This is a genomic window from Sulfurovum xiamenensis, from assembly GCF_030347995.1.
Taxonomy (GTDB): Bacteria; Campylobacterota; Campylobacteria; order Campylobacterales; family Sulfurovaceae; genus Sulfurovum; species Sulfurovum xiamenensis.
The window spans coordinates 1-18661 of sequence record NZ_JAQIBC010000001.1 but is presented as its reverse complement, the minus strand read 5'-3'; the positions used below and the strand labels follow the sequence as shown (position 1 = coordinate 18661).

The window sequence follows — 18661 nt, the reverse complement described above, 5'->3', positions numbered from 1 at the left end:
TGGTCTATGAAAGTCTCTGTTTAAAATCTTCATAGCCGAAGTTACGTACCACATCTACAGTACCATCCACTCTTTGAATGGCTATAGAAGGAAGTTTCACTCCATTAAAGGTCGTGGCTTTTACCATGGTATAGTGCATTTGGTCTTCAAAGATGATTTTATCCCCTATCTGAAGGGGGGCATCAAAACTATAGTCTCCCATAATATCTCCAGCGAGACAGGTATTGCCCGCCAGACGATAGGTGTGTGCCTTTTCCCCGGCCTCTCCAGAATGACGTACATCAGCACGGTAAGGCATAATGATCGTGTCAGGCATGTGTGCTTCGGCAGAAGAGTCCAGGATCGCTATATCCATACCATTGTGCACGATGTCAAGTACAGTTGTGATCAGTGGTCCGGTCTGCCATCCTATCGCTTCACCAGGTTCAAGATAGACTTCTACATCATATCTCTTTGTAAACTCCCTAATAAGCCCGATGAGCTTCTGTGTATCATATCCTTCACGCGTAATATGATGCCCTCCGCCAAAGTTGATCCATTTCATTTTCGGTATATAATCAGCAAACTTCTCTTCAAAATTTTTGAGTACATTTTCCAATGCATCACTCCCTTGCTCACAGAGTGCATGAAAATGCAAGCCATCACAATCGTCTAAAATGGCATCATCCATATTTTGTACGGTTGTACCGAGTCTAGAGTAGAGTCCACAAGGATTGTATATCTCTTTGGGAGATTCTGAATACTCCGGATTCACACGCAGTCCCAATGAGAGTTTCGGATTGATCTTCTTCGCTTGTGAGGCGAACCGGCGGAACTGGGCAGGGGAGTTAAATACCAGATGATGTGATATCCTGGCTATCTCATCGATCTCCTCTTCTTTAAAGGCAGGAGAGTAGGTATGGACTTCTTTAGAAAATGTTTCATCCGCAAGCTTTGCTTCATGTAGACCACTGGCACAGCATCCGTCAAGATAGGGTTTGATCAGTGGAAAACTTTTCCACAAAGCATACCCTTTGAGTGCAAGCAATACTTTGGCGCCACTCTCTTTTTTGATCTCTGAGATGACATTAAGATTTTTAAGCAGTTTCTCTTCTTCTAAAAGCCAACAGGGGGAAGGTAAATTATCGTATATATTGTTCATGAGAAATTATAACAATAGAATCCAAAATATTTTGTTATAATGGAGCAAATATTTTGTTTAGAGAAGAAGGAGATCTATTAGTATGGGTGCAAGGGAAAATGACAATCGTAGTGAAGGCTTAAGATTTAACGGTAAGGATATCCAGCTAGCTGTGAAGATGTTAGATAAATTAGAAGCTACGATCGATATTATTTATTATCTTATGGAGAATGAGAATCAACAGGCTTTTGTACTGATGCTATTGACAGCGAAAGATGTAGATCTAAATACATTATTGGACAGAGAGAAACGCGAAACTGATATATTATTTGAAATTGATAAAGAAGAACCGCTCTACGTAATGCTTTGTCAAGATACCAAGGTGGATGGAGGATATCGCTTTGCAGAGAGACTGATTAGAAATATCCAGTTAGATCAGGGGTCGGATATCTACTGTACGGAACTGGAAGTAAGAGCGACACATTACACGCCGAAACAAGTGATACTAAAACTACTCGAAACATTTGCAAAAAGTAAACTCTCGAACAAGTCTAATGAAATTGTTTTTAGAAGTCTGCAATAATTAGTAGGTTTTAAGGGATTTTACAGTAGAATCCCGTCCAACTATAACAACTGCAGGAATGCGGGTAAAAATTTATTAAGGATGATTCAGAATGAAAAGAACATACCAACCTCATAGCACACCAAGAAAAAGAACGCACGGATTCAGAACTAGAATGAAAACGAAGAATGGTAGAAAAGTGATCTCTGCAAGAAGAGCTAAGGGTAGAAAAAGACTAGCAGTATAATACTTCTGGTATACAACCATCAGTTCAATCAAACATTTTACTAGGATCAAAACCAGTAAAGAGTTTAACAGCGTGTATAAACACGCGACAAAAACATGGCATACACCTTATTTTGTACTTTTCTTTAAAAAGAGTGATGAGTATAAAGTAGGTTTTGTTGCCTCTAAGAAAATTGGAAATGCAGTTCATCGAAACAGAGCAAAACGTTTGTTAAGAGCACATTTCATCGAAAATATAGACCTCTTATCTCAAGGTAGTTACGTATTAGTTGCAAAACCTGCGCTTATTGAAGAAAACTATTCTGTGACACGTAAGGCGTATCTACATGCACTAAAGAAGTGTACTGCAACATAATTTAACACATTTAACACTATACTATCACTGATATATTATTAAAGGCATAATTTTGGAACAACAAGATTTAAATAAACGACTTCTTCTGGCACTGGCACTTTCTTTCTTTGTATTTATTGGATACAGCTATTTTTTCCCACCTGAAAAACCTACACAAACTACATCACAAGTAACCAGTACAGCGCATCAAACGCCTACGGTAGATAAAACAAATGTAACAACACCAAGTACTTCCGCAGCAGCAACAGCAGCCAGTGCACCAGTTCAAACGGCATCAGCAGCCTTGATCACTGTAAAATCTGATCACTTTATTATGACCCTGGATGCATATGGACGTATCTCTCAAGTTGAACTTTTAGAAGCAAAGTATCATGATGAAGATGGTAACAATCTGAAAATTTTAGGTGCGAATGAAGTGAAGCCATTGGAAGTAAGGTTTTCAGATACAAAGTTGAATGAAGAAGCATTTAAAACACCTTATGTAACCAGTGGAAGTAAAACAGTAGATGTGAGCAAAGGCCCTCAAACAGTGACTTTGACACAAACACTCTCTTCTCTGACAGTGACAAAAAAGATCACATTCAAACCTACAGGAGAGTATCATGTGACAGTGGAAACTTCTGCACCAACACTATACTTCATCACACCGGGACACAGACCAGTTGCGGATGAATCTATGTATATGCTTGTAAGAGGAGCATTGGTGAAAGGAGCGGATAATATCATCAATACGATCGAAGATGGAGATGCTGAAGGGTATGAAAAGTTCCAAAATGCCAAAATAGCTTCTGCTTTTGACAGATATGTCGCTTCCATGTTCTTCGATTTTGAAAAAGGGATGAACGTTTCTATCTTAAAAGAAGCAAATGGTGATCCTCTTATCTTTGTACAGGGAGATGAGTCATTAGCCTTAAAGGCATATATCGGACCAAAAGAGGACAAAATACTAAGAGCGATCCATCCTGAACTGACAGATGCCATAGAATTTGGATGGTTCTCATTCCTTGCTAAACCGTTCTTTAAAGTATTACTTTGGATCAACGATTATGTGGGTAACTGGGGTTGGGCGATTATCCTCTTTACATTACTGGTAAAGTTTGTGTTATTCCCACTTTCATACAAAGGTATGATGTCTATGAATAAACTAAAAGACCTGGCACCTAAAATGAAAGAGATCAAAGAGAAGTATAAAGGTGACCCTGCAAAAATGAATGTGCAGATGATGGAAATGTATAAGAAACATGGTGCAAACCCTATGGGTGGATGTCTACCGCTTCTTTTACAGATTCCTGTTTTCTTTGCGCTTTACCGTGTGCTTTTAAATGCAGATGAATTACAAGGTGCAGGATGGATACTCTGGATAGACAATCTTGCCGTGATGGACCCTTATTTTGTTCTGCCTGTTTTAATGGGTGCATCTATGTGGTTCCAGCAAAAGATCACGCCAAGTAACTTTACCGATCCGTTACAGGAGAAGATCTTTAAGTGGTTCCCTGTGATCATGACAGTATTCTTTATCTATTTCCCATCTGGTCTTGTATTGTACTGGTTAGTAAACAACTTGTTTACAATCGCGCAACAATACTTTATCAACCATATGTATGCAAAACAAAAAGCGTTGGCAGTCGCTGCGCACAAGAAAACAAAGGACTAGGTGATGAAAAAGGTAGAAGCATCAACACTGGAAGGAGCTTATGAAAAAGCTTCTCAAATGTTGGGCTGCTCTGTTTCTGAACTTCAATCTGAAGTGATACAGTATCCTTCCAAAGGTATCTTCGGCCTTTTGAAAAAAAATGCGATCATCGTAGCAACATGTAAAGCATCTGCTCCCAAGTATGAAAAAAATGAAGTAAACAAAGAAGCACCTACAGTGCAAACTGCGGAAGAGAGTGTTGCCTCTGAGATTATAGCAACCCTCAAAGAAGAACAGACTACCCCTACTGAACCTGAAATTGAAAAAGATGCCATTGTCGATAGCTTTTTTGAAGTAGATCATTATGAAGCTGACGTTGAAACATTTGAAGATGAAGCGCTTGTCTATGATGAGTTGGCTCTGATGATAGAAGATCAAATCAAAGAGCTGCTTTCTCACTCTTGTTTTGATATAGATGTCGTTGAAGTGGATGTCAGAGACAATACTGCATTGATCTTTATCGATGGTGAGGATGCGGCACTTCTTATAGGTAAAGAGGGGTATCGTTACAATGCTCTCTCTTATATGCTGTTTAACTGGTTACATACAAAATATGAACTCTTCATAAAACTTGAGATCGCAGAGTTCTTGACGACACAACAGGAGATGATTCGTAATTATATTAAACCGGTCATTGAACATGTTGAAAAGCAGGGGAAAGGTAAAACACGTTTCCTCGATGGTATTTTGGTACAGATTGCACTGGAACAGCTGCGTGAAAGATTTCCCGATAAGTATGTGGCAGTCAAGACAGGTAAAGAGGGTAAAAAATTTGTTGTCATAAACGAATTTAACAGCAATAAGAGCCATGTATAATACGATAACCGCTATTGCCACTGCACACGGTGTCTCTTCCATCTCTATTATCAGAGTGAGCGGAGATGCTGCATTGGAGATAGCACATAAGATATCTCATTTAGAAAACATCATTCCACGACACGCACACCTTACTTCTCTTTATAATTTTAACAATGAACTGATAGACCATGCGATCATGATATATTTTGCTGCACCTCATAGCTTTACAGGTGAAGAGATCGTAGAGTTTCAGTGTCATGGAGGTATGATCGTTGCGCAGGAGATACTTGATACCATCACTTCTTATGGTGTAAGACTTGCCGAACCCGGTGAATTCTCTAAACGGGCATTTCTTAATGGCAAGATCGACCTTACCGAGGCAGAAGCTATTTCAAAACTGATAGAAGCCAAAAGTGTCGATGCCGCGAAGATATTGGCGAAGCAGATGAAAGGTGAACTTAAAACCTTTGTGGATGAGAGCAGGGATGCACTTTTAAGATCTTTGGCGTACTCAGAGGTGATGATCGATTATGCGGAAGAGGATATTCCTGATGACATCATGAACAGTATATCTACACAGCTGGATGCACTCACAGAGCAGATAGAACAGATCGTTGAAGCAAGTCACAGGCGAAGAGGATTGATAGAAGGTTTCAAAGTAGCGATCGTAGGGAAACCAAATGTGGGTAAAAGTTCTCTGTTGAATGCCTTGCTTTCGTATGACAGGGCCATTGTCAGTGATATCGCAGGAACGACCAGAGACACGATCGAGGAGCAGGTACGTATCGGTTCTCATATTATACGATTGGTAGATACCGCAGGGATACGTGAATCGGATGATACAATAGAAAAAATAGGGATAGAACGTTCACTTTCATCCGTGAAGGATGCGGATGTCATTGTTGCACTTTTTGACAGTTCAAGACCCTTTGACGGTGAAGATGCAAAAATACTTTCTATTCTTGAAGCAGTAGAAGATAAACATATCGTGGTTGCCCTCAACAAATCTGATCTTGATAGGGTCTTTGATATCACGAAACTTGATGCCTATGAGGTATTGGAGGTCAGTGCCAAAAAAGCTTTTGTAAAACTGACAGAAAGACTTGAATGCCTCTTTGATAGTATTGGAGAGGGAGAAGAACTTATGCTGATCTCTTCCAGACAGATTGAAGCTGTCAATAAAGCAAAAATCTCTATAGAAGAAGCGAAAGTACCTTTAATGAATGGCGAATTGGAATTTTTTTCTTACCATTTGCAAGAAGCAGTCAAGTCTATCTCCTCGATCTCCAAACCTTATGACAGTGAAGAGATACTGGATAAAATGTTCGGTGAGTTCTGTTTAGGAAAATAAGATGCTGGGTATTGAGTATTTGAATAACTTGGAGAATATAGAGCTTTATATGATCTTGGTTTTATGTATCTTTACGATCTGGTTCATCTTGAATACGGTCAAGTATTATAGGGGTGAGAAGAGAAAGGTAAAGAACCTGCACCGATTTGCCAAAGCGGGTGAAATGGATGCACAACACTCTTTAGCACACCGATACCGTAAGGGGTATGCTGTCAAAAAAAGTTGTCAAAAAGCAGCATTTTGGTACCAAAAAGCCGCCTTCTCCGGTGACAATGATGCGAAAAACCTTCTAGAAAAGATACGTGAGAAGAAACATTGTTCATAGATGATAGTAAAGTTAATTGTGTATAATACCGAAATTATAAATGAAGGTATAAAATGTTTAAACTAGGCACTATGATCATAATGTCACTGATGGCAATGTCTTTATTTACAGGATGTGTACAAAGAGATATCCAATTTAATAAAAATAGAAATTTTTGGGCTCACTCAAGTAGTGTAGATGATGTCAATATCTCTGATGAGAATCTTACAGAATCTGAAATGATGATCACGGAAGATGGTGAAGAGAATAAAATGGCACGTATTGAATTCCCTGAATCAGAATATTATCGTTTGCCTAGAACAGGTAAAGGAACAGTCAAGGGTACCATTTATGTCAAGGATTATTATGATAGACGTGTGTTGGGAGCAAGTACACGCCTCTACCTAAATCCGATCACAAGTTATTCTGAGCAGTGGTATGAAGAGAGTTACCTCGGTGGGTACAAGATGCAAGAGGCAGACCCTAGACTCTTTAACTATTTAAAGTTCACAGCATCAGACCAAAATGGAAAATTTGCATTTTATGGTGTGCCTTCGGGAAGTTATTATCTTATCGGTACTGTGAAATGTGGAGAAGAGTGCGGGTATGAGAGTATGAAAAATATACGTATAGCTACGAAAGTAAGTGTACGTGGAAATCAAGTCGTGGAACAAGACTTGACAAGGGCAGTCGAGTAATACTTCTCTCGCTTATCCTTTCGGATAAGCTTCTTTTAATGCTTGGTAAAGGTCATCTGGCGTTACATCTTTGTTTTCTTCAAGCACACGTTGCATGACAACATTATCTTCCTCACCATTCCATATTTTGATATAGGTACCTTCTTTATAGCCGTGGTCCTGTCTGAACTGGTTTAAGATATTTTTTCCTACATAAAGTGTATACAAGGCATCTAGGTTGAGTCCAGACTGTACGGCCACATCGATAAATGCTTCCATGAATTTTTCTGTAGGCTCATCACAGAAAATAGTTCTCATCAAGTGCTCAACGACTTCTATCTGTTCATAATGATCTTTTGTAGTAGGCGTGATCTCTGCAGAAAACGTTTGAAAATTAGGTAACTTGGAAATTGCTCTTGACAATGTATCAATACTTCCTAGGTTTTTCATCTTATAGTCTTCGAGCCCTTGTGACATAATGAAGTGCCAAATATCAACCGCTTCTATCTGAATGTTCGCATAATCAGGTTCGGCATCTATATTTTTCCAGTGTTTCCACGGGTAAGATTCTATAAGCTCCGCGCATTCCAAATAAGTACAACGTTTCCAGTCAATCTGTTTCCCATTTTTAGTGATACCTTTTTCCCAATCTTCACCATTGGTTGCATCATTGAGTTGTTGTTGAAGCATCAGCATCTGTAAAATCTTATCCATTTATAACCTTTATTCTTAATTTGAATCATAAAATGAACAAAGTCCATTTTATGAGCTAGTGCTAAGTTTTCTTCATCAGAAAGCTCAAGTGACTGGTCACTTTTTATAGTAAAACATTCTACCTTTTTATCACTTATTTAGTACTTTTTGAGTAAAATATAACCCTTATTTCACCCCCTAAAAGGACACTATCTATGTCACAACCTATAGAGAATCTAGATGAAGTTTTAAAGAATCACAAACTCAGCAAAGAAGAGTACCAGGATATTTTACGTATCTTAGACGGTCGTCACCCTAATATCGTAGAGATCGGTATTTTTTCTGCTATGTGGTCAGAGCACTGTTCATACAAATCAAGTACAAAATACCTTAGAGGTTTCCCGACAAAAGCACCATGGGTCATCCAGGGACCAGGTGAAAATGCAGGTGTTATCGATATAGGTGAGGGTATGGCAGCTGTCTTTAAAATGGAGAGTCATAATCACCCGTCATTCATTGAACCTTTCCAGGGTGCAGCGACAGGTGTAGGTGGGATACTTAGAGATATCTTTACCATGGGAGCAAGACCAGTGGCAAACCTTAACGCACTGCGTTTTGGTACAGTGAATGGTGACAGTGACACTGCAAAATACCAAAGACACCTCGTACGTGGTGTTGTAGATGGTATCGGATCTTATGGTAACTGTATGGGTGTTCCTACGATCGGTGGGGAAGTGAGTTTTGATGAGAGTTATAACGGGAACATTCTTGTGAATGCCTTTTCCTTGGGACTGGTCAAAGCAGATGAGATTTTCTTGGGTGTTGCCTCAGGTATAGGTAACTCTGTAATGTATGTAGGTTCAAAAACAGGCCGTGATGGTCTTGGTGGTGCGGTGATGAGTTCTGACAGTTTTACTGAGGAGTCTAAATCACTTCGTCCTACAGTGCAGGTAGGTGATCCATTTACAGAGAAACTGCTTCTTGAAGCATGTTTAGAACTCTTCAAAACGGATCATGTAGTAGGTATCCAGGATATGGGTGCAGCTGGACTTACCTCTTCAGCATTTGAAATGGCTGGTAAAACAGGTGCAGGTCTTATCATGCATTTGGATAAAGTACCGGCAAGAGAAGAGGGTATGACACCGTATGACTTTATGCTTTCTGAGTCTCAGGAGCGTATGCTTATTTGTGCGAAAAAGGGAAGTGAACAGGCTATTATCGACATTTTTGAAAAATGGGAATTGGATGTAGCAGTGATCGGTGAAGTAACCGATACAGCACGTATGGAATTGATGTGGCATGGTGAAAAATGTGCTGATATGCCTATCGCTCCGGTGAGTGAAGAAGCACCGGTACTGGATAGACCAGTGGCAAGACCTGCATATTTGGATGAAGTGAATGCAAAAACTGTTGAGAGTTATCCGGCAGTGGATGACCAAGAAGCCTATGAAACACTGCTTTCAAATATCGAAGTATCAGACAAAGCTTGGGTCTACAACCAGTATGATTCTATGGTACAGACCAACACAACGAAAGGACCAGGAAGCTTAGATGCCTCATCGATCCGTATCAAAGAGAACGGAAAAGCATTGGCGATGAGTTCTGACTGTAACCCGCGTTACTGTTATATCGATCCTAAAAAGGGTGCGGCACTTGCAGTGGTTGAATCTGGTCGTAATGTGGCAATGTCTGGAGCTAGACCGCTTTCTATCACGGATTGTCTGAACTACGGTAACCCGGAAAACCCGGAAGTGATGTGGCAGTTCGCACAGGGGTGTGAAGGTATCAAAGAGGCATGTTTGGAACTCAATACACCAGTGGTTAGTGGAAACGTATCTCTTTATAATGAAACCAACGGTGTATCTGTATTTCCTACACCTGCGATCGCGATGGTAGGACTCAACGATGATCAAAATAAAGTACTCCCTTCAGCATTCCAGGAAGAGGGAAGTCAAATCCTTCTTGTAGGTGAAACCAAAGGTGAATTCGGTGGATCACTCTATATTAAAGCATTGCATGGTGAAACAGCTGGGTCTTTACCGACATTTGACTATAAAACAGAACTCGCACTTTGGGAACTTGTCATCGAAGCGAACAAACAGGGACTTTTAAAGGCTGCAAAAGATGTGAATGTGGGTGGGTTAGCCATCGCACTTTCTAAAATGGCAGCAGTCTCTAACAAAGGTGTAAGCGCTGAGATCGCGTTGGATGACAGTAAAAATATTTTTGATGAATCACAAAGTAGAGCACTTTTAGAAGTTTCTGAAGAGCATGTAGAAGCTGTAGTGCGTATGGCTATGGACCTTGGTATTAAAGTGACGAACATTGGTACAGTTGGTGGAGAGAGCGTGAAGGTAAATGATGTGGAACTTTCTTTGGAGAAAGTAAAAGATATTTACTTTAATACGTTTGCTCGTACCATTGAGCAGGACCTGTAATAGTATAATCTCCTCTTGTTCCCACTCTTCTGAGTGGGAATGTATACTTGAGTTTATTATTTGAATTGATGTATGCATTTCCAGTTTTATTTTGGGGATGAGAGTTTTATTTCTACTTTTTTTATAAAAAGTAGGCAAAAAAGCGTTACGGCTCTCGAAACGCTTCGCTTCTAAGGGCGTTCGCCGTAACATTTATTATTAATTATTGAGAAAGAGAGAAGAATGAGAGCACTAATATCAGTAAGTGACAAAAGCGGTGTAGAGAACTTTGCCAAAGAGTTGGTAGCATTAGGTTATGAGATCATTTCAACGGGTGGTACTTATAAAAAACTTCAAGATGCAGGTATTGCGGTGATTGAAGCCAATGAAGTGACAAAATTTCCTGAGTGTTTTGAGGGAAGAGTGAAGACGCTTAACCCATATATCCACGGTGGTATTTTACATAGAAGGGACAAACAGTCTCACTTAGATCAGGCAAAAGAGCTCGGTGTTGAAGGGATTGATCTTGTATGTGTGAATCTTTATCCGTTTAAAGCAACGATTGAAAAGACCGATGATTTTGAGGAGATCATTGAGAACATTGACATCGGTGGACCAGCAATGGTAAGAAGTGCAGCGAAGAACTTTGACAGTGTGATCATTGTGACGGATGTAGCAGACTATGACACGGTACTGGATAACCTGAAAAACAATACAAACACGGTTGAGTTCAGAAGAGATATGATGATCAAAGCTTTTGAACATACGGCAGCGTATGACTCGATGATCGCAAACTATATGAACGGTCGTTTTAACGATGGTTTTGGTGAGTATCAGTTCATTACAGGTAAAAAATCGTTCCAGACACGTTATGGAGAGAACCCACACCAAAAAGGTGCACTCTATGAGTTTGACAATCACTTCACAAAAAACTTCAAACAGATCAAAGGTGAAGCAAGTTTCAACAACATCAATGATGTGAACGGTGCACTAAAGATCGCTTCAAGTTTTGGTGATGAAAATGCTGTATGTATCGTAAAACATGGAAATCCTTGTGGTTTTGCCATTAAAGGTACACTTTTAGAATCCTACACGGAAGCACTCAAATGTGATCCTGTCTCTGCATTCGGTGGAGTTGTTGCAGTCAATGGTGTGGTAACTAAAGAGCTTGCAGAGAAAATGAATGAGATCTTCCTTGAAGTGGTGATGGCAGCAGATTTTGACGCTGAAGCTTTAGAAGTGTTTGAAAAGAAAAAACGTCTTAAGCTTTTTGCCCAGGGTGGAACAAAACTTGTGATGTCAAATGACAGCCATGATTTCAAACATGTGGATGGCGGATTTGTTTATCAGAATGCGGACTGTATCTGTGATGGCGAAGTGCACAATGCAGAGCAAAAATCAGAACTGACTGCCACAGCGCAAGAGATGAAAGACTTGGAGATCGCATGGAAAGTCGCTGGTCTGACGAAGTCTAACTGTGTAGTGTATGTAAAAGACTCAGCAATGGTCGCTGTAGGTATGGGGATGACAAGCCGGGTAGATGCTGCTCAATGTGCTCTTAAAAAAGCCAAAGAGATGGATTTGGATGTATCTGGTGCAGCGATGGCATCTGAAGCCTTCTTCCCGTTCCGTGATAGTATCGATGCAGCAGCAGCTGCAGGTGTAAAAGCGATCATCGAGCCTGGTGGAAGCATCAGAGATGATGAAGTCATTGAAGCTGCCAATGAACATGGTATTTCTCTTTACTTTACTACTGTAAGACACTTTTTACACTAAGATCTTTTGGCAGTATATGATTGATGTACTGCCTTTTTTATTCATTTTCTTCCTTTTTTAATCTTCCCAAAAATACTATAATACATCATTAATTTATTAGGAATAACCATGGACAAACTACTTATAGTATGGAGTACTGCTGAGATAGAAGTGGCTAAAAAGATGGTACTGCTTTACTCAAGTGTCATTCTTCCAAGAGGATATTGGGACAAAGCCCATCTTATGATATGGGGTCCTTCGGCAAAGCTATTGGCAGAAAATGCAGAACTGCAAGAGATGGTAGCTCAGATTAAAGCAACCGGTGTTGCACTCTCATGCTGTGTAGTATGCAGCGATGAATATGGTGTGAGTGAGAAATTGGCTACATTAGGGATAGATATGACCCATACCGGAGAACTGCTGACATCTGCACTAAAAGAAGAGTGGAAAGTGATCACCTTTTAAGAAAAAAACTTGCAATACCTATTATGATATGATATAGTGTAACTTAATGAACTATCATAAAGAAAGGGTATTTATGAAAGGTATTATTCTTGCAGGTGGCAGTGGAACAAGACTTTATCCAATAACTTCAGTTATATCAAAACAATTACTGCCTATTTATGACAAACCAATGATCTATTATCCACTTTCCGTTTTGATGCTAGCAGGTATTCGTGAAGTTTTGATTATATCAACACCCCATGATATTATACGTTTTGAAGAACTTTTGGGTGATGGATCACATTTGGGCATGAAAATTGAATATATGATTCAAGAGTCTCCTAGAGGGGTGGCTGATGCATTTATCATTGGAGAAGAATTTATTGGAGATGATAGTGTCTGTTTGATTTTAGGAGATAATATTTATTATGGGCCTGGTCTTACACCAAGGTTAGAAAAAGCTGCACAGTTGACTGATGGTGCATTAATTTTTGGCTATTATGTAAAAGATCCTGAAAGATTCGGTGTAGTTGAGTTTGATAAAGATCAAAATGTATTGTCCATTGAAGAAAAACCTGAAACTCCTAAAAGTCATTATGCTGTAACAGGACTCTATTTTTATGACAATGATGTCATTAAAATAGCGAAAAGTATTGAACCCTCAGAACGAGGAGAATTAGAGGTAACTTCTATAAATCAAGAATATTTAAAAAGAAAAAAATTAAATGTAGAATTGATGGGAAGAGGTTATGCATGGCTTGATACCGGTACACATGAAAGTTTGGCACAAGCAAGTCTTTTTATTCAAAATATTGAACAAAGGCAAGGATATAAAGTTGCTTGTATTGAGGAGGTCGCATATTATAAAGGATGGATAAGTAGTAAAGAGCTTTATGAGTTGGCACAACCACTCAAAAAAACTGAATATGGCAAATATATGATTGAAATGTCAAAAGAAAAGAGAATATGATTAATTTCTATTATATAGTATTATATTAATGTAATTATGCAATAATTGAAAATATACTTCTTAGGAGCTTAGTAGGCAAGTAAATTTTTATAGAAAGGGGAAGAAATGAGTAAAATAAGTGTTATAGGAACAGGTTTTATTGCCAGAGGACTAATAAATTTATTACATGAAAACCCGAAGCATGAATTAATAAAAATTCTTACGCGTACAAAAATCAATGAAAGGGTTGATGTACCTTATAGTGATTTACTAACAAATAGTCTTGATGAACTAATAGAGAAATCTGACTTGATTGTTGAGTGTACTGGGGATCCTATTTATGCATGTGAATCGATTGATAAAATAATGAAGGCGGGAATACCTGTCGTGACAATGAATGCCGAGTTTCAGGTTACAGTTGGTTCATTTTTTGCAGATAAAGGTCTCATAAGTGAAGCGGAGGGTGACCAGCCAGGTGTTTTAGCTATGTTGCATGAAGAAGCCATTTCTATGGGATTTAAACCTCTTGTTTATGGAAATATGAAAGGGTATTTAAATCTTCATCCGAAACTCGAAGACATGGAGTTCTGGGCAGATAAACAGAATTACAGTATCGATATGACGACATCATTTACTGATGGTACGAAAGTACAGATAGAGCAAACTCTGGTTGCCAATGGTCTTAATTTAGGTATCGCCCAGCAAGGACTCATAGGATTAGAAGATGATGACACATGGCATGGCGGCACTATGTTAGCTCAAAAGGCAAAAGAGTTAGGTTATCCGATAAGCGATTATCTTTTGTCCCCGAAACTTCGTCCGGGTGTATTCATAGTAGCTGAACATACTGTTAATCAAGCAGAGGGGCTTCGAAATTATAAAATGGGTGATGGACCGTTTTATACATTGGACCGTCCATACCACTTATGCTACTTTGAAATCATAAAAACGATAGATCGCCTCTTGGAAGGTCGTGGTGTCCTGTTGAATAATGGTACACATCCAAGTATCAGTACTGTCACCATAGCAAAAAGAGATTTGAAGCCGGGTGAGACCATTAAGAAAGGTATTGGTAGTTTTGAAGTTAGAGGCGAAGCTGCAGAAATAAAAAAACACCCTGGACATGTACCTATTGGTCTTATGTATGATGTAACGGTACGTAAACCGGTAGTAGAAGGTCAGATTTTAACATTTGATGATGTTGAAATACCTGATAGTTTGGCGCTAGAAGCATGGAAAACAATTGAAAAGAGGGTATTTGAAGGTTAACGAATAATAGGTCACTAATGTATATCATTAAGATATGAACATTCCAAAAAAGGAAGGGGTGATGATGAGCAATATAGTTGAAAGCGATTATTTGATTATCGGAGCAGGGATTATTGGATTAGCTATTGCCAAAGAGTTACATCTTAGGTATCCGGAAAGAAGAATCATTGTTTTGGAAAAGGAGAGTAAGGTTGCTGAACATAGCAGTGGAAGAAATAGTGGCGTCCTTCATGCTGGTTTTTATTACACGGCGAATTCACTCAAGGCCAAATTTACAAGAGACGGTAATCGTATTCTGACAAAATATTGTGACGATAATAATTTAAGGATCAATAAATGTCATAAAGTGGTCGTAGCATCCGATGAAAAAGAGCTTGAAGGCATTTATGAACTTGAACGTAGAGGAAAAGTAAATGGCGTGAATGTAAGAATCATAGATGAAGAGGAACTTGCCACGATAGAGCCTAATGCCAAAACCTATAAAAAAGCGCTCTATTCTCCTGATACTTCTACTGTAGACCCGGTAGAAATCACAACACATGTTTTTAATGATATGCAATCAAAAGGTGTTCAATTCTATTTTAAAGAGGGATATCATCAAAAGATTGATGATCATACCGTTGAAAGTACTTTAGGTAACAGATATCATGCTAACAAGATCATAAATTGCGCAGGATTATATGCAGATAAAATTGCACGGGATTACGGTTATTCTGAAGATTATGTGATTATTCCTTTTAAAGGTATCTATCTCAAATATACCAAAGAGGATAAACCGATCAAAACAAATATTTATCCTGTTCCTAATTTGAATAATCCATTTTTAGGTGTACATTACACAGTGACGGTTGATAATATCATCAAAATCGGTCCTACAGCGATTCCTGCTTTTTGGCGAGAAAATTATAAAGGCTTAAGCCGATTTAGTTTTTCTGAACTCTTAACGATCTTGAGGTATGAGACAAAACTCTTTCTGAACAATTCATTCAATTTTCGCTCATTAGCATATGAAGAGCTTCACAAATATAACAAAAAATATTTTGTAAGTCTGGCTACCAAAATGGTCAAACAAATTGACGTCGATGGTTTTAATCAATGGAGTAAGCCGGGGATCAGAGCACAGCTTCTCAATATTAAAACGCTGGAGCTTTTACAGGATTTTGTAGTTGAAGGTGATACAAAAACCGTACATGTTCTCAATGCGGTCAGTCCTGCATTTACAAGCAGCTTTCCATTTGCAAAATGGGTAGTGGATCATTATATCGAAAAGGATGAAGTATGAAAGTGATTGAAACAGCTTTGGAAGGTGTTGTCATTCTCGAACCAAAAGTTTTTGGCGATGATCGTGGTTTTTTTACCGAAAGATATTCAAAAAAATCTATGGAAGAAAACGGACTTTTCTTTGATTTTGTGCAGGATAATCACTCTTTGAGTGTATATGCAGGAACATTGAGAGGATTACATTTTCAAACTGCTCCTAAAGCACAAACGAAGATCGTGAGTATCATAACAGGTGCTATTTTAGATGTTGTAGTTGATGTCAGAAAAGGCAGTCCTACTTATGGCCATCATATCAAAGCATTAATTACTGCTGATAATCATAGAAAAATTGTGGTTCCAAAGGGTTTCGCCCATGGTGCATTGGCATTGGTTCCCAATACACATCAACTTTATATGGTTGATGAGTTCTATTCACCTGAACATGATAGGGCAATTCGTTGGGATGATCCAGAACTGAATATTGACTGGGGCTGGGGTGACCCCATTTTGTCGGATAAAGATAAGGAAGCATCTTTTTTAAGTGATGTGGATAACAATTTTATTTATGGAGAAAATATATGAAAACAGTATTAGTAACAGGAGCGGGTGGATATATAGGTTCGGTTTTGGTCCCTAAATTACTTTCAAAAGGGTATAAGGTCAAAGCACTCGATCGTTTTTTCTTCGGAAAAGATAAATTGGAAGAAAATAGTCATTTAACATTGATTCAAGAGGACAGCCGTAGACTTCGAGAAGAAGTTTTTGCAAATGTAGATTTTGTGATCGATCTGGTAGCTATTTCAAATGACCCTAGTGGTGAATTACTTGAAGAAGCAACTTGGCAAACAAATCATGTCAGTCGCGTGAGAACTGCTACCCTTGCTAAAAATGCAGGTGTTAAACGCTATATTCTTCCATCTAGTTGCAGTATTTATGGCTTTCAGGATCAGCAGGTAGATGAAACAGCTTCAACGAATCCTTTGACTGTATATGCTAAAGCAAATGAAAAGGCTGAAAAAGGTGTATTCGCACTCTCAGATGATGATTTCTGTGTGACTGTTATGAGACAGTCGACAGTTTTTGGATATAGTCCTAGAATGAGATTGGATCTTGCAATCAATGGAATGGTTTACGGTGCATGGAAAACTAAGAAACTACCACTCATGAGGGATGGTAGTCAATATAGACCTATGGTACATGTACAAGATACAACAGATGTTATGTGCCTTCTTTTGGAAGCTGACACATCTAAAATAAATAAACAACTTTTCAATATTGGTAGTGCAGAGAACAATTATCAACTTGGACCACTTGCAGAAAAGATAGCCAATACGGTTTCCGAACTTATGGGTGAAAAAGTTGATATAGAATGGTATGGAGACCCAGATCATAGAAGTTATTCTGTAAGTTTTGATAAGGTAGAAAATGCATTGGGATGGAAAGCTGCGTGGAATGCTGAAAAAGGTACAAAAGAGATCGTTGAAAAACTTGAAAGTGGTGAATTAGAAAAGACTACACAGACGATTACTTTGGAGTGGTATAAAGATCTCATTAAATGGCATAAAATCATTAAAAATGCAGAAATGTATGGTGGTATATTAGATATTTGATCTCATCTAAAATAGTGAGAGAGAAAGAGAATGAAAGAACGGTAGTATTATGTTTACTACTTGCAATTATATAAATAAAGTACAGCTGGAATCTGATCAAAAACTTTTTGCTTATTGCAATTTAAACTGAGAAGTTTATTTCAGTTAGTAATTTACTATTGTACTATTAAGGCATCTCTCCACAATTCTGCCATTGCATTATATCCCAAGTTATCAGGATGGAAATTATCTACATAACCATCTTGTACACTCACACTATAAGTATTCCCAAATGTATCTCTGAAATACGTATAAAAATCTGGAGGCATTACGGTGATATTATTAATGGCTACCAATTCATCTATAACATCATTATATGATCTAATGATGATATTTCTTGTCCCATCTTCAGGATCTATTCCTTGTTCGACATAGGTGGGATCAGTAAAATAGTCACTCATTACACGTGGTGCTTTGGCAAGTATAGGTATTTTTCCTGCATTTTTTAGCGTATCTATAATCTGTTGCATATTTGTTCTAAATGTCTCTATAGGTAAACTACAACATGGGTTGGCATCATTGGTTCCGAACATGATTAAGTATGTCGTGGCTTCCGGATGTGCATCGATAACCTGAGGTAAGCGTGCTAATCCATCTGCAGATGTATTTCCGCTTATACCTTCATTTAAGATGCTATGCGGTTGATTTGTTTCCAAGGTTAAAAGGTTGTTCAGAATTGGTTCAAACCCTCCACCACGATTACGTCCATCATCTGAAACATCATCTATACTGACATCATCATTATATGCGTATGTTATACTGTCACCAAATGCTACGATGATTTCACCACCTGTTCCAATATGGTGAACATGATCATGCATCATATTACCAGTTTGAATGGCACCACTTTCATCAACAATATACACATCGATAGTATGTTCACCGGTTGGAAGATTTTCAAAGACAGCATCATAAGGTTCGGTCATATCAAAAAAAGACATTTCTCCCAGGCTACCTTCATCTAGAATAAATTTAACACCCCAACCATTTTGTGTGATTGTTGCATTTGCATTTGTTATTATAGAATTTCCTCCTTGTATGTAGCCACTTAATGGGGTTGTAATATTTACAGATTCGATACTATTCTCCAACAGGACAAACTTCATAGCATCGGCACTG

At 38.5% G+C, this 18661-nt stretch carries 19 protein-coding genes; 16 read left to right on the top strand and 3 right to left on the bottom strand.

The genetic code is table 11. The features are described from left to right. Window positions 1-4: 4 nt before the first annotated feature. Window positions 5-1141 carry a carboxynorspermidine decarboxylase gene (gene nspC, locus PF327_RS00095; RefSeq protein ID WP_289400771.1) on the bottom strand — a complete coding sequence of 379 codons (1137 nt, stop codon included), beginning with the start codon at window positions 1139-1141 and terminating at the stop codon, window positions 5-7. Window positions 1142-1223: 82 nt separating this feature from the next. Between nspC and PF327_RS00090 the strand changes: the two genes are divergently transcribed. The 8 genes from PF327_RS00090 (at window position 1224) to PF327_RS00055 (ending at window position 7127) form a co-directional block, all read left to right on the top strand. Continuing rightward, the gene (locus PF327_RS00090) at window positions 1224-1703 is read left to right on the top strand and encodes a hypothetical protein (protein ID WP_289400770.1); all 480 of its coding nucleotides are present in this window, start codon (window positions 1224-1226) and stop codon (window positions 1701-1703) included. A gap of 91 nt (window positions 1704-1794) precedes the next feature. Beyond that, window positions 1795-1929 (top strand): 50S ribosomal protein L34, encoded by a 135-nt coding sequence (rpmH, locus tag PF327_RS00085; RefSeq protein ID WP_008243576.1) that lies wholly within the window; start codon window positions 1795-1797, stop codon window positions 1927-1929. A gap of 18 nt (window positions 1930-1947) precedes the next feature. After that, on the top strand, window positions 1948-2283 hold the full coding sequence (rnpA, locus tag PF327_RS00080) for a ribonuclease P protein component (RefSeq protein ID WP_308443046.1): 336 nt from the start codon (window positions 1948-1950) through the stop codon (window positions 2281-2283). Between the two features lie 52 nt (window positions 2284-2335). Continuing rightward, window positions 2336-3937: a membrane protein insertase YidC gene (gene yidC, locus PF327_RS00075; protein WP_289400768.1), complete on the top strand. Its 1602-nt coding sequence runs from the start codon at window positions 2336-2338 to the stop codon at window positions 3935-3937. Window positions 3938-3940: 3 nt separating this feature from the next. After that, a complete protein-coding gene (locus PF327_RS00070; protein WP_289400767.1) occupies window positions 3941-4792 on the top strand; it encodes a Jag N-terminal domain-containing protein in 852 nt (283 codons plus the stop codon). Further along, window positions 4785-6125: a tRNA uridine-5-carboxymethylaminomethyl(34) synthesis GTPase MnmE gene (gene mnmE, locus PF327_RS00065; RefSeq protein ID WP_289400766.1), complete on the top strand. Its 1341-nt coding sequence runs from the start codon at window positions 4785-4787 to the stop codon at window positions 6123-6125. Before PF327_RS00070 ends, mnmE begins: the two co-directional genes overlap by 8 nt. A 1-nt stretch (window position 6126) precedes the next feature. Further along, complete coding sequence (locus tag PF327_RS00060) at window positions 6127-6450, top strand: SEL1-like repeat protein (protein ID WP_289400764.1); 324 nt, start codon at window positions 6127-6129, stop codon at window positions 6448-6450. 53 nt (window positions 6451-6503) lie between these two features. Further along, window positions 6504-7127 (top strand): carboxypeptidase-like regulatory domain-containing protein, encoded by a 624-nt coding sequence (locus PF327_RS00055; RefSeq protein ID WP_008243565.1) that lies wholly within the window; start codon window positions 6504-6506, stop codon window positions 7125-7127. A gap of 12 nt (window positions 7128-7139) precedes the next feature. On the opposite strand, the gene PF327_RS00050 is transcribed toward PF327_RS00055, so the two are convergent. Beyond that, window positions 7140-7820 carry a dUTP diphosphatase gene (locus tag PF327_RS00050; RefSeq protein WP_289400762.1) on the bottom strand — a complete coding sequence of 227 codons (681 nt, stop codon included), beginning with the start codon at window positions 7818-7820 and terminating at the stop codon, window positions 7140-7142. Window positions 7821-8014: 194 nt separating this feature from the next. On the opposite strand from PF327_RS00050, the gene purL reads away from it, so the two are divergent. The 8 genes from purL to PF327_RS00010 all read left to right on the top strand — a co-directional run bounded on the left by purL (window position 8015) and on the right by PF327_RS00010 (window position 17503). Then, the gene (gene purL, locus PF327_RS00045; RefSeq protein ID WP_289400761.1) at window positions 8015-10237 is read left to right on the top strand and encodes a phosphoribosylformylglycinamidine synthase subunit PurL; all 2223 of its coding nucleotides are present in this window, start codon (window positions 8015-8017) and stop codon (window positions 10235-10237) included. 222 nt (window positions 10238-10459) lie between these two features. After that, entirely contained in the window at window positions 10460-11992 is a 1533-nt protein-coding gene (gene purH / locus PF327_RS00040) for a bifunctional phosphoribosylaminoimidazolecarboxamide formyltransferase/IMP cyclohydrolase (protein WP_289400760.1), read from the top strand. A gap of 108 nt (window positions 11993-12100) precedes the next feature. Beyond that, entirely contained in the window at window positions 12101-12436 is a 336-nt protein-coding gene (locus PF327_RS00035) for a DsrE family protein (RefSeq protein WP_289400759.1), read from the top strand. Between the two features lie 73 nt (window positions 12437-12509). Next, window positions 12510-13385, top strand: a complete 876-nt coding sequence (gene rfbA / locus PF327_RS00030) for a glucose-1-phosphate thymidylyltransferase RfbA (protein WP_289400758.1) — start codon at window positions 12510-12512, stop codon at window positions 13383-13385. A gap of 105 nt (window positions 13386-13490) precedes the next feature. Continuing rightward, window positions 13491-14633, top strand: coding sequence for a hypothetical protein (locus tag PF327_RS00025; RefSeq protein WP_289400757.1), 1143 nt, complete (start codon window positions 13491-13493; stop codon window positions 14631-14633). 64 nt (window positions 14634-14697) lie between these two features. Next, complete coding sequence (gene lhgO / locus PF327_RS00020; RefSeq protein WP_289400756.1) at window positions 14698-15915, top strand: L-2-hydroxyglutarate oxidase; 1218 nt, start codon at window positions 14698-14700, stop codon at window positions 15913-15915. After that, entirely contained in the window at window positions 15912-16475 is a 564-nt protein-coding gene (rfbC, locus tag PF327_RS00015) for a dTDP-4-dehydrorhamnose 3,5-epimerase (RefSeq protein ID WP_289400755.1), read from the top strand. Before lhgO ends, rfbC begins: the two co-directional genes overlap by 4 nt. Continuing rightward, window positions 16472-17503, top strand: a complete 1032-nt coding sequence (locus PF327_RS00010) for an NAD-dependent epimerase/dehydratase family protein (protein ID WP_289400754.1) — start codon at window positions 16472-16474, stop codon at window positions 17501-17503. The genes rfbC and PF327_RS00010 overlap by 4 nt, the downstream gene beginning before the upstream one ends. A 155-nt stretch (window positions 17504-17658) precedes the next feature. Here PF327_RS00010 and PF327_RS00005 read toward each other — a convergent pair. Further along, a partial coding sequence (locus tag PF327_RS00005) for an SGNH/GDSL hydrolase family protein (protein WP_289400752.1) occupies window positions 17659-18661 on the bottom strand: 1003 nt, incomplete at its 5' end.

What these genes read in the sequence shown, in the direction of transcription:
- PF327_RS00090 (WP_289400770.1), top strand. Translation starts at nt 1,224, where the DNA reads ATGGGTGCAAGGGAAAATGACAATCGTAGTGAAGGCTTAAGATTTAAC.
- rpmH (WP_008243576.1), top strand. Translation starts at nt 1,795, where the DNA reads ATGAAAAGAACATACCAACCTCATAGCACACCAAGAAAAAGAACGCAC.
- rfbA (WP_289400758.1), top strand. Translation starts at nt 12,510, where the DNA reads ATGAAAGGTATTATTCTTGCAGGTGGCAGTGGAACAAGACTTTATCCA.
- mnmE (WP_289400766.1), top strand. Translation starts at nt 4,785, where the DNA reads ATGTATAATACGATAACCGCTATTGCCACTGCACACGGTGTCTCTTCC.
- PF327_RS00055 (WP_008243565.1), top strand. Translation starts at nt 6,504, where the DNA reads ATGTTTAAACTAGGCACTATGATCATAATGTCACTGATGGCAATGTCT.
- PF327_RS00035 (WP_289400759.1), top strand. Translation starts at nt 12,101, where the DNA reads ATGGACAAACTACTTATAGTATGGAGTACTGCTGAGATAGAAGTGGCT.
- purH (WP_289400760.1), top strand. Translation starts at nt 10,460, where the DNA reads ATGAGAGCACTAATATCAGTAAGTGACAAAAGCGGTGTAGAGAACTTT.
- PF327_RS00050 (WP_289400762.1), bottom strand. Translation starts at nt 7,820, where the DNA reads ATGGATAAGATTTTACAGATGCTGATGCTTCAACAACAACTCAATGAT.
- rfbC (WP_289400755.1), top strand. Translation starts at nt 15,912, where the DNA reads ATGAAAGTGATTGAAACAGCTTTGGAAGGTGTTGTCATTCTCGAACCA.
- lhgO (WP_289400756.1), top strand. Translation starts at nt 14,698, where the DNA reads ATGAGCAATATAGTTGAAAGCGATTATTTGATTATCGGAGCAGGGATT.
- PF327_RS00060 (WP_289400764.1), top strand. Translation starts at nt 6,127, where the DNA reads ATGCTGGGTATTGAGTATTTGAATAACTTGGAGAATATAGAGCTTTAT.
- PF327_RS00070 (WP_289400767.1), top strand. Translation starts at nt 3,941, where the DNA reads ATGAAAAAGGTAGAAGCATCAACACTGGAAGGAGCTTATGAAAAAGCT.
- purL (WP_289400761.1), top strand. Translation starts at nt 8,015, where the DNA reads ATGTCACAACCTATAGAGAATCTAGATGAAGTTTTAAAGAATCACAAA.
- nspC (WP_289400771.1), bottom strand. Translation starts at nt 1,141, where the DNA reads ATGAACAATATATACGATAATTTACCTTCCCCCTGTTGGCTTTTAGAA.
- PF327_RS00025 (WP_289400757.1), top strand. Translation starts at nt 13,491, where the DNA reads ATGAGTAAAATAAGTGTTATAGGAACAGGTTTTATTGCCAGAGGACTA.
- PF327_RS00010 (WP_289400754.1), top strand. Translation starts at nt 16,472, where the DNA reads ATGAAAACAGTATTAGTAACAGGAGCGGGTGGATATATAGGTTCGGTT.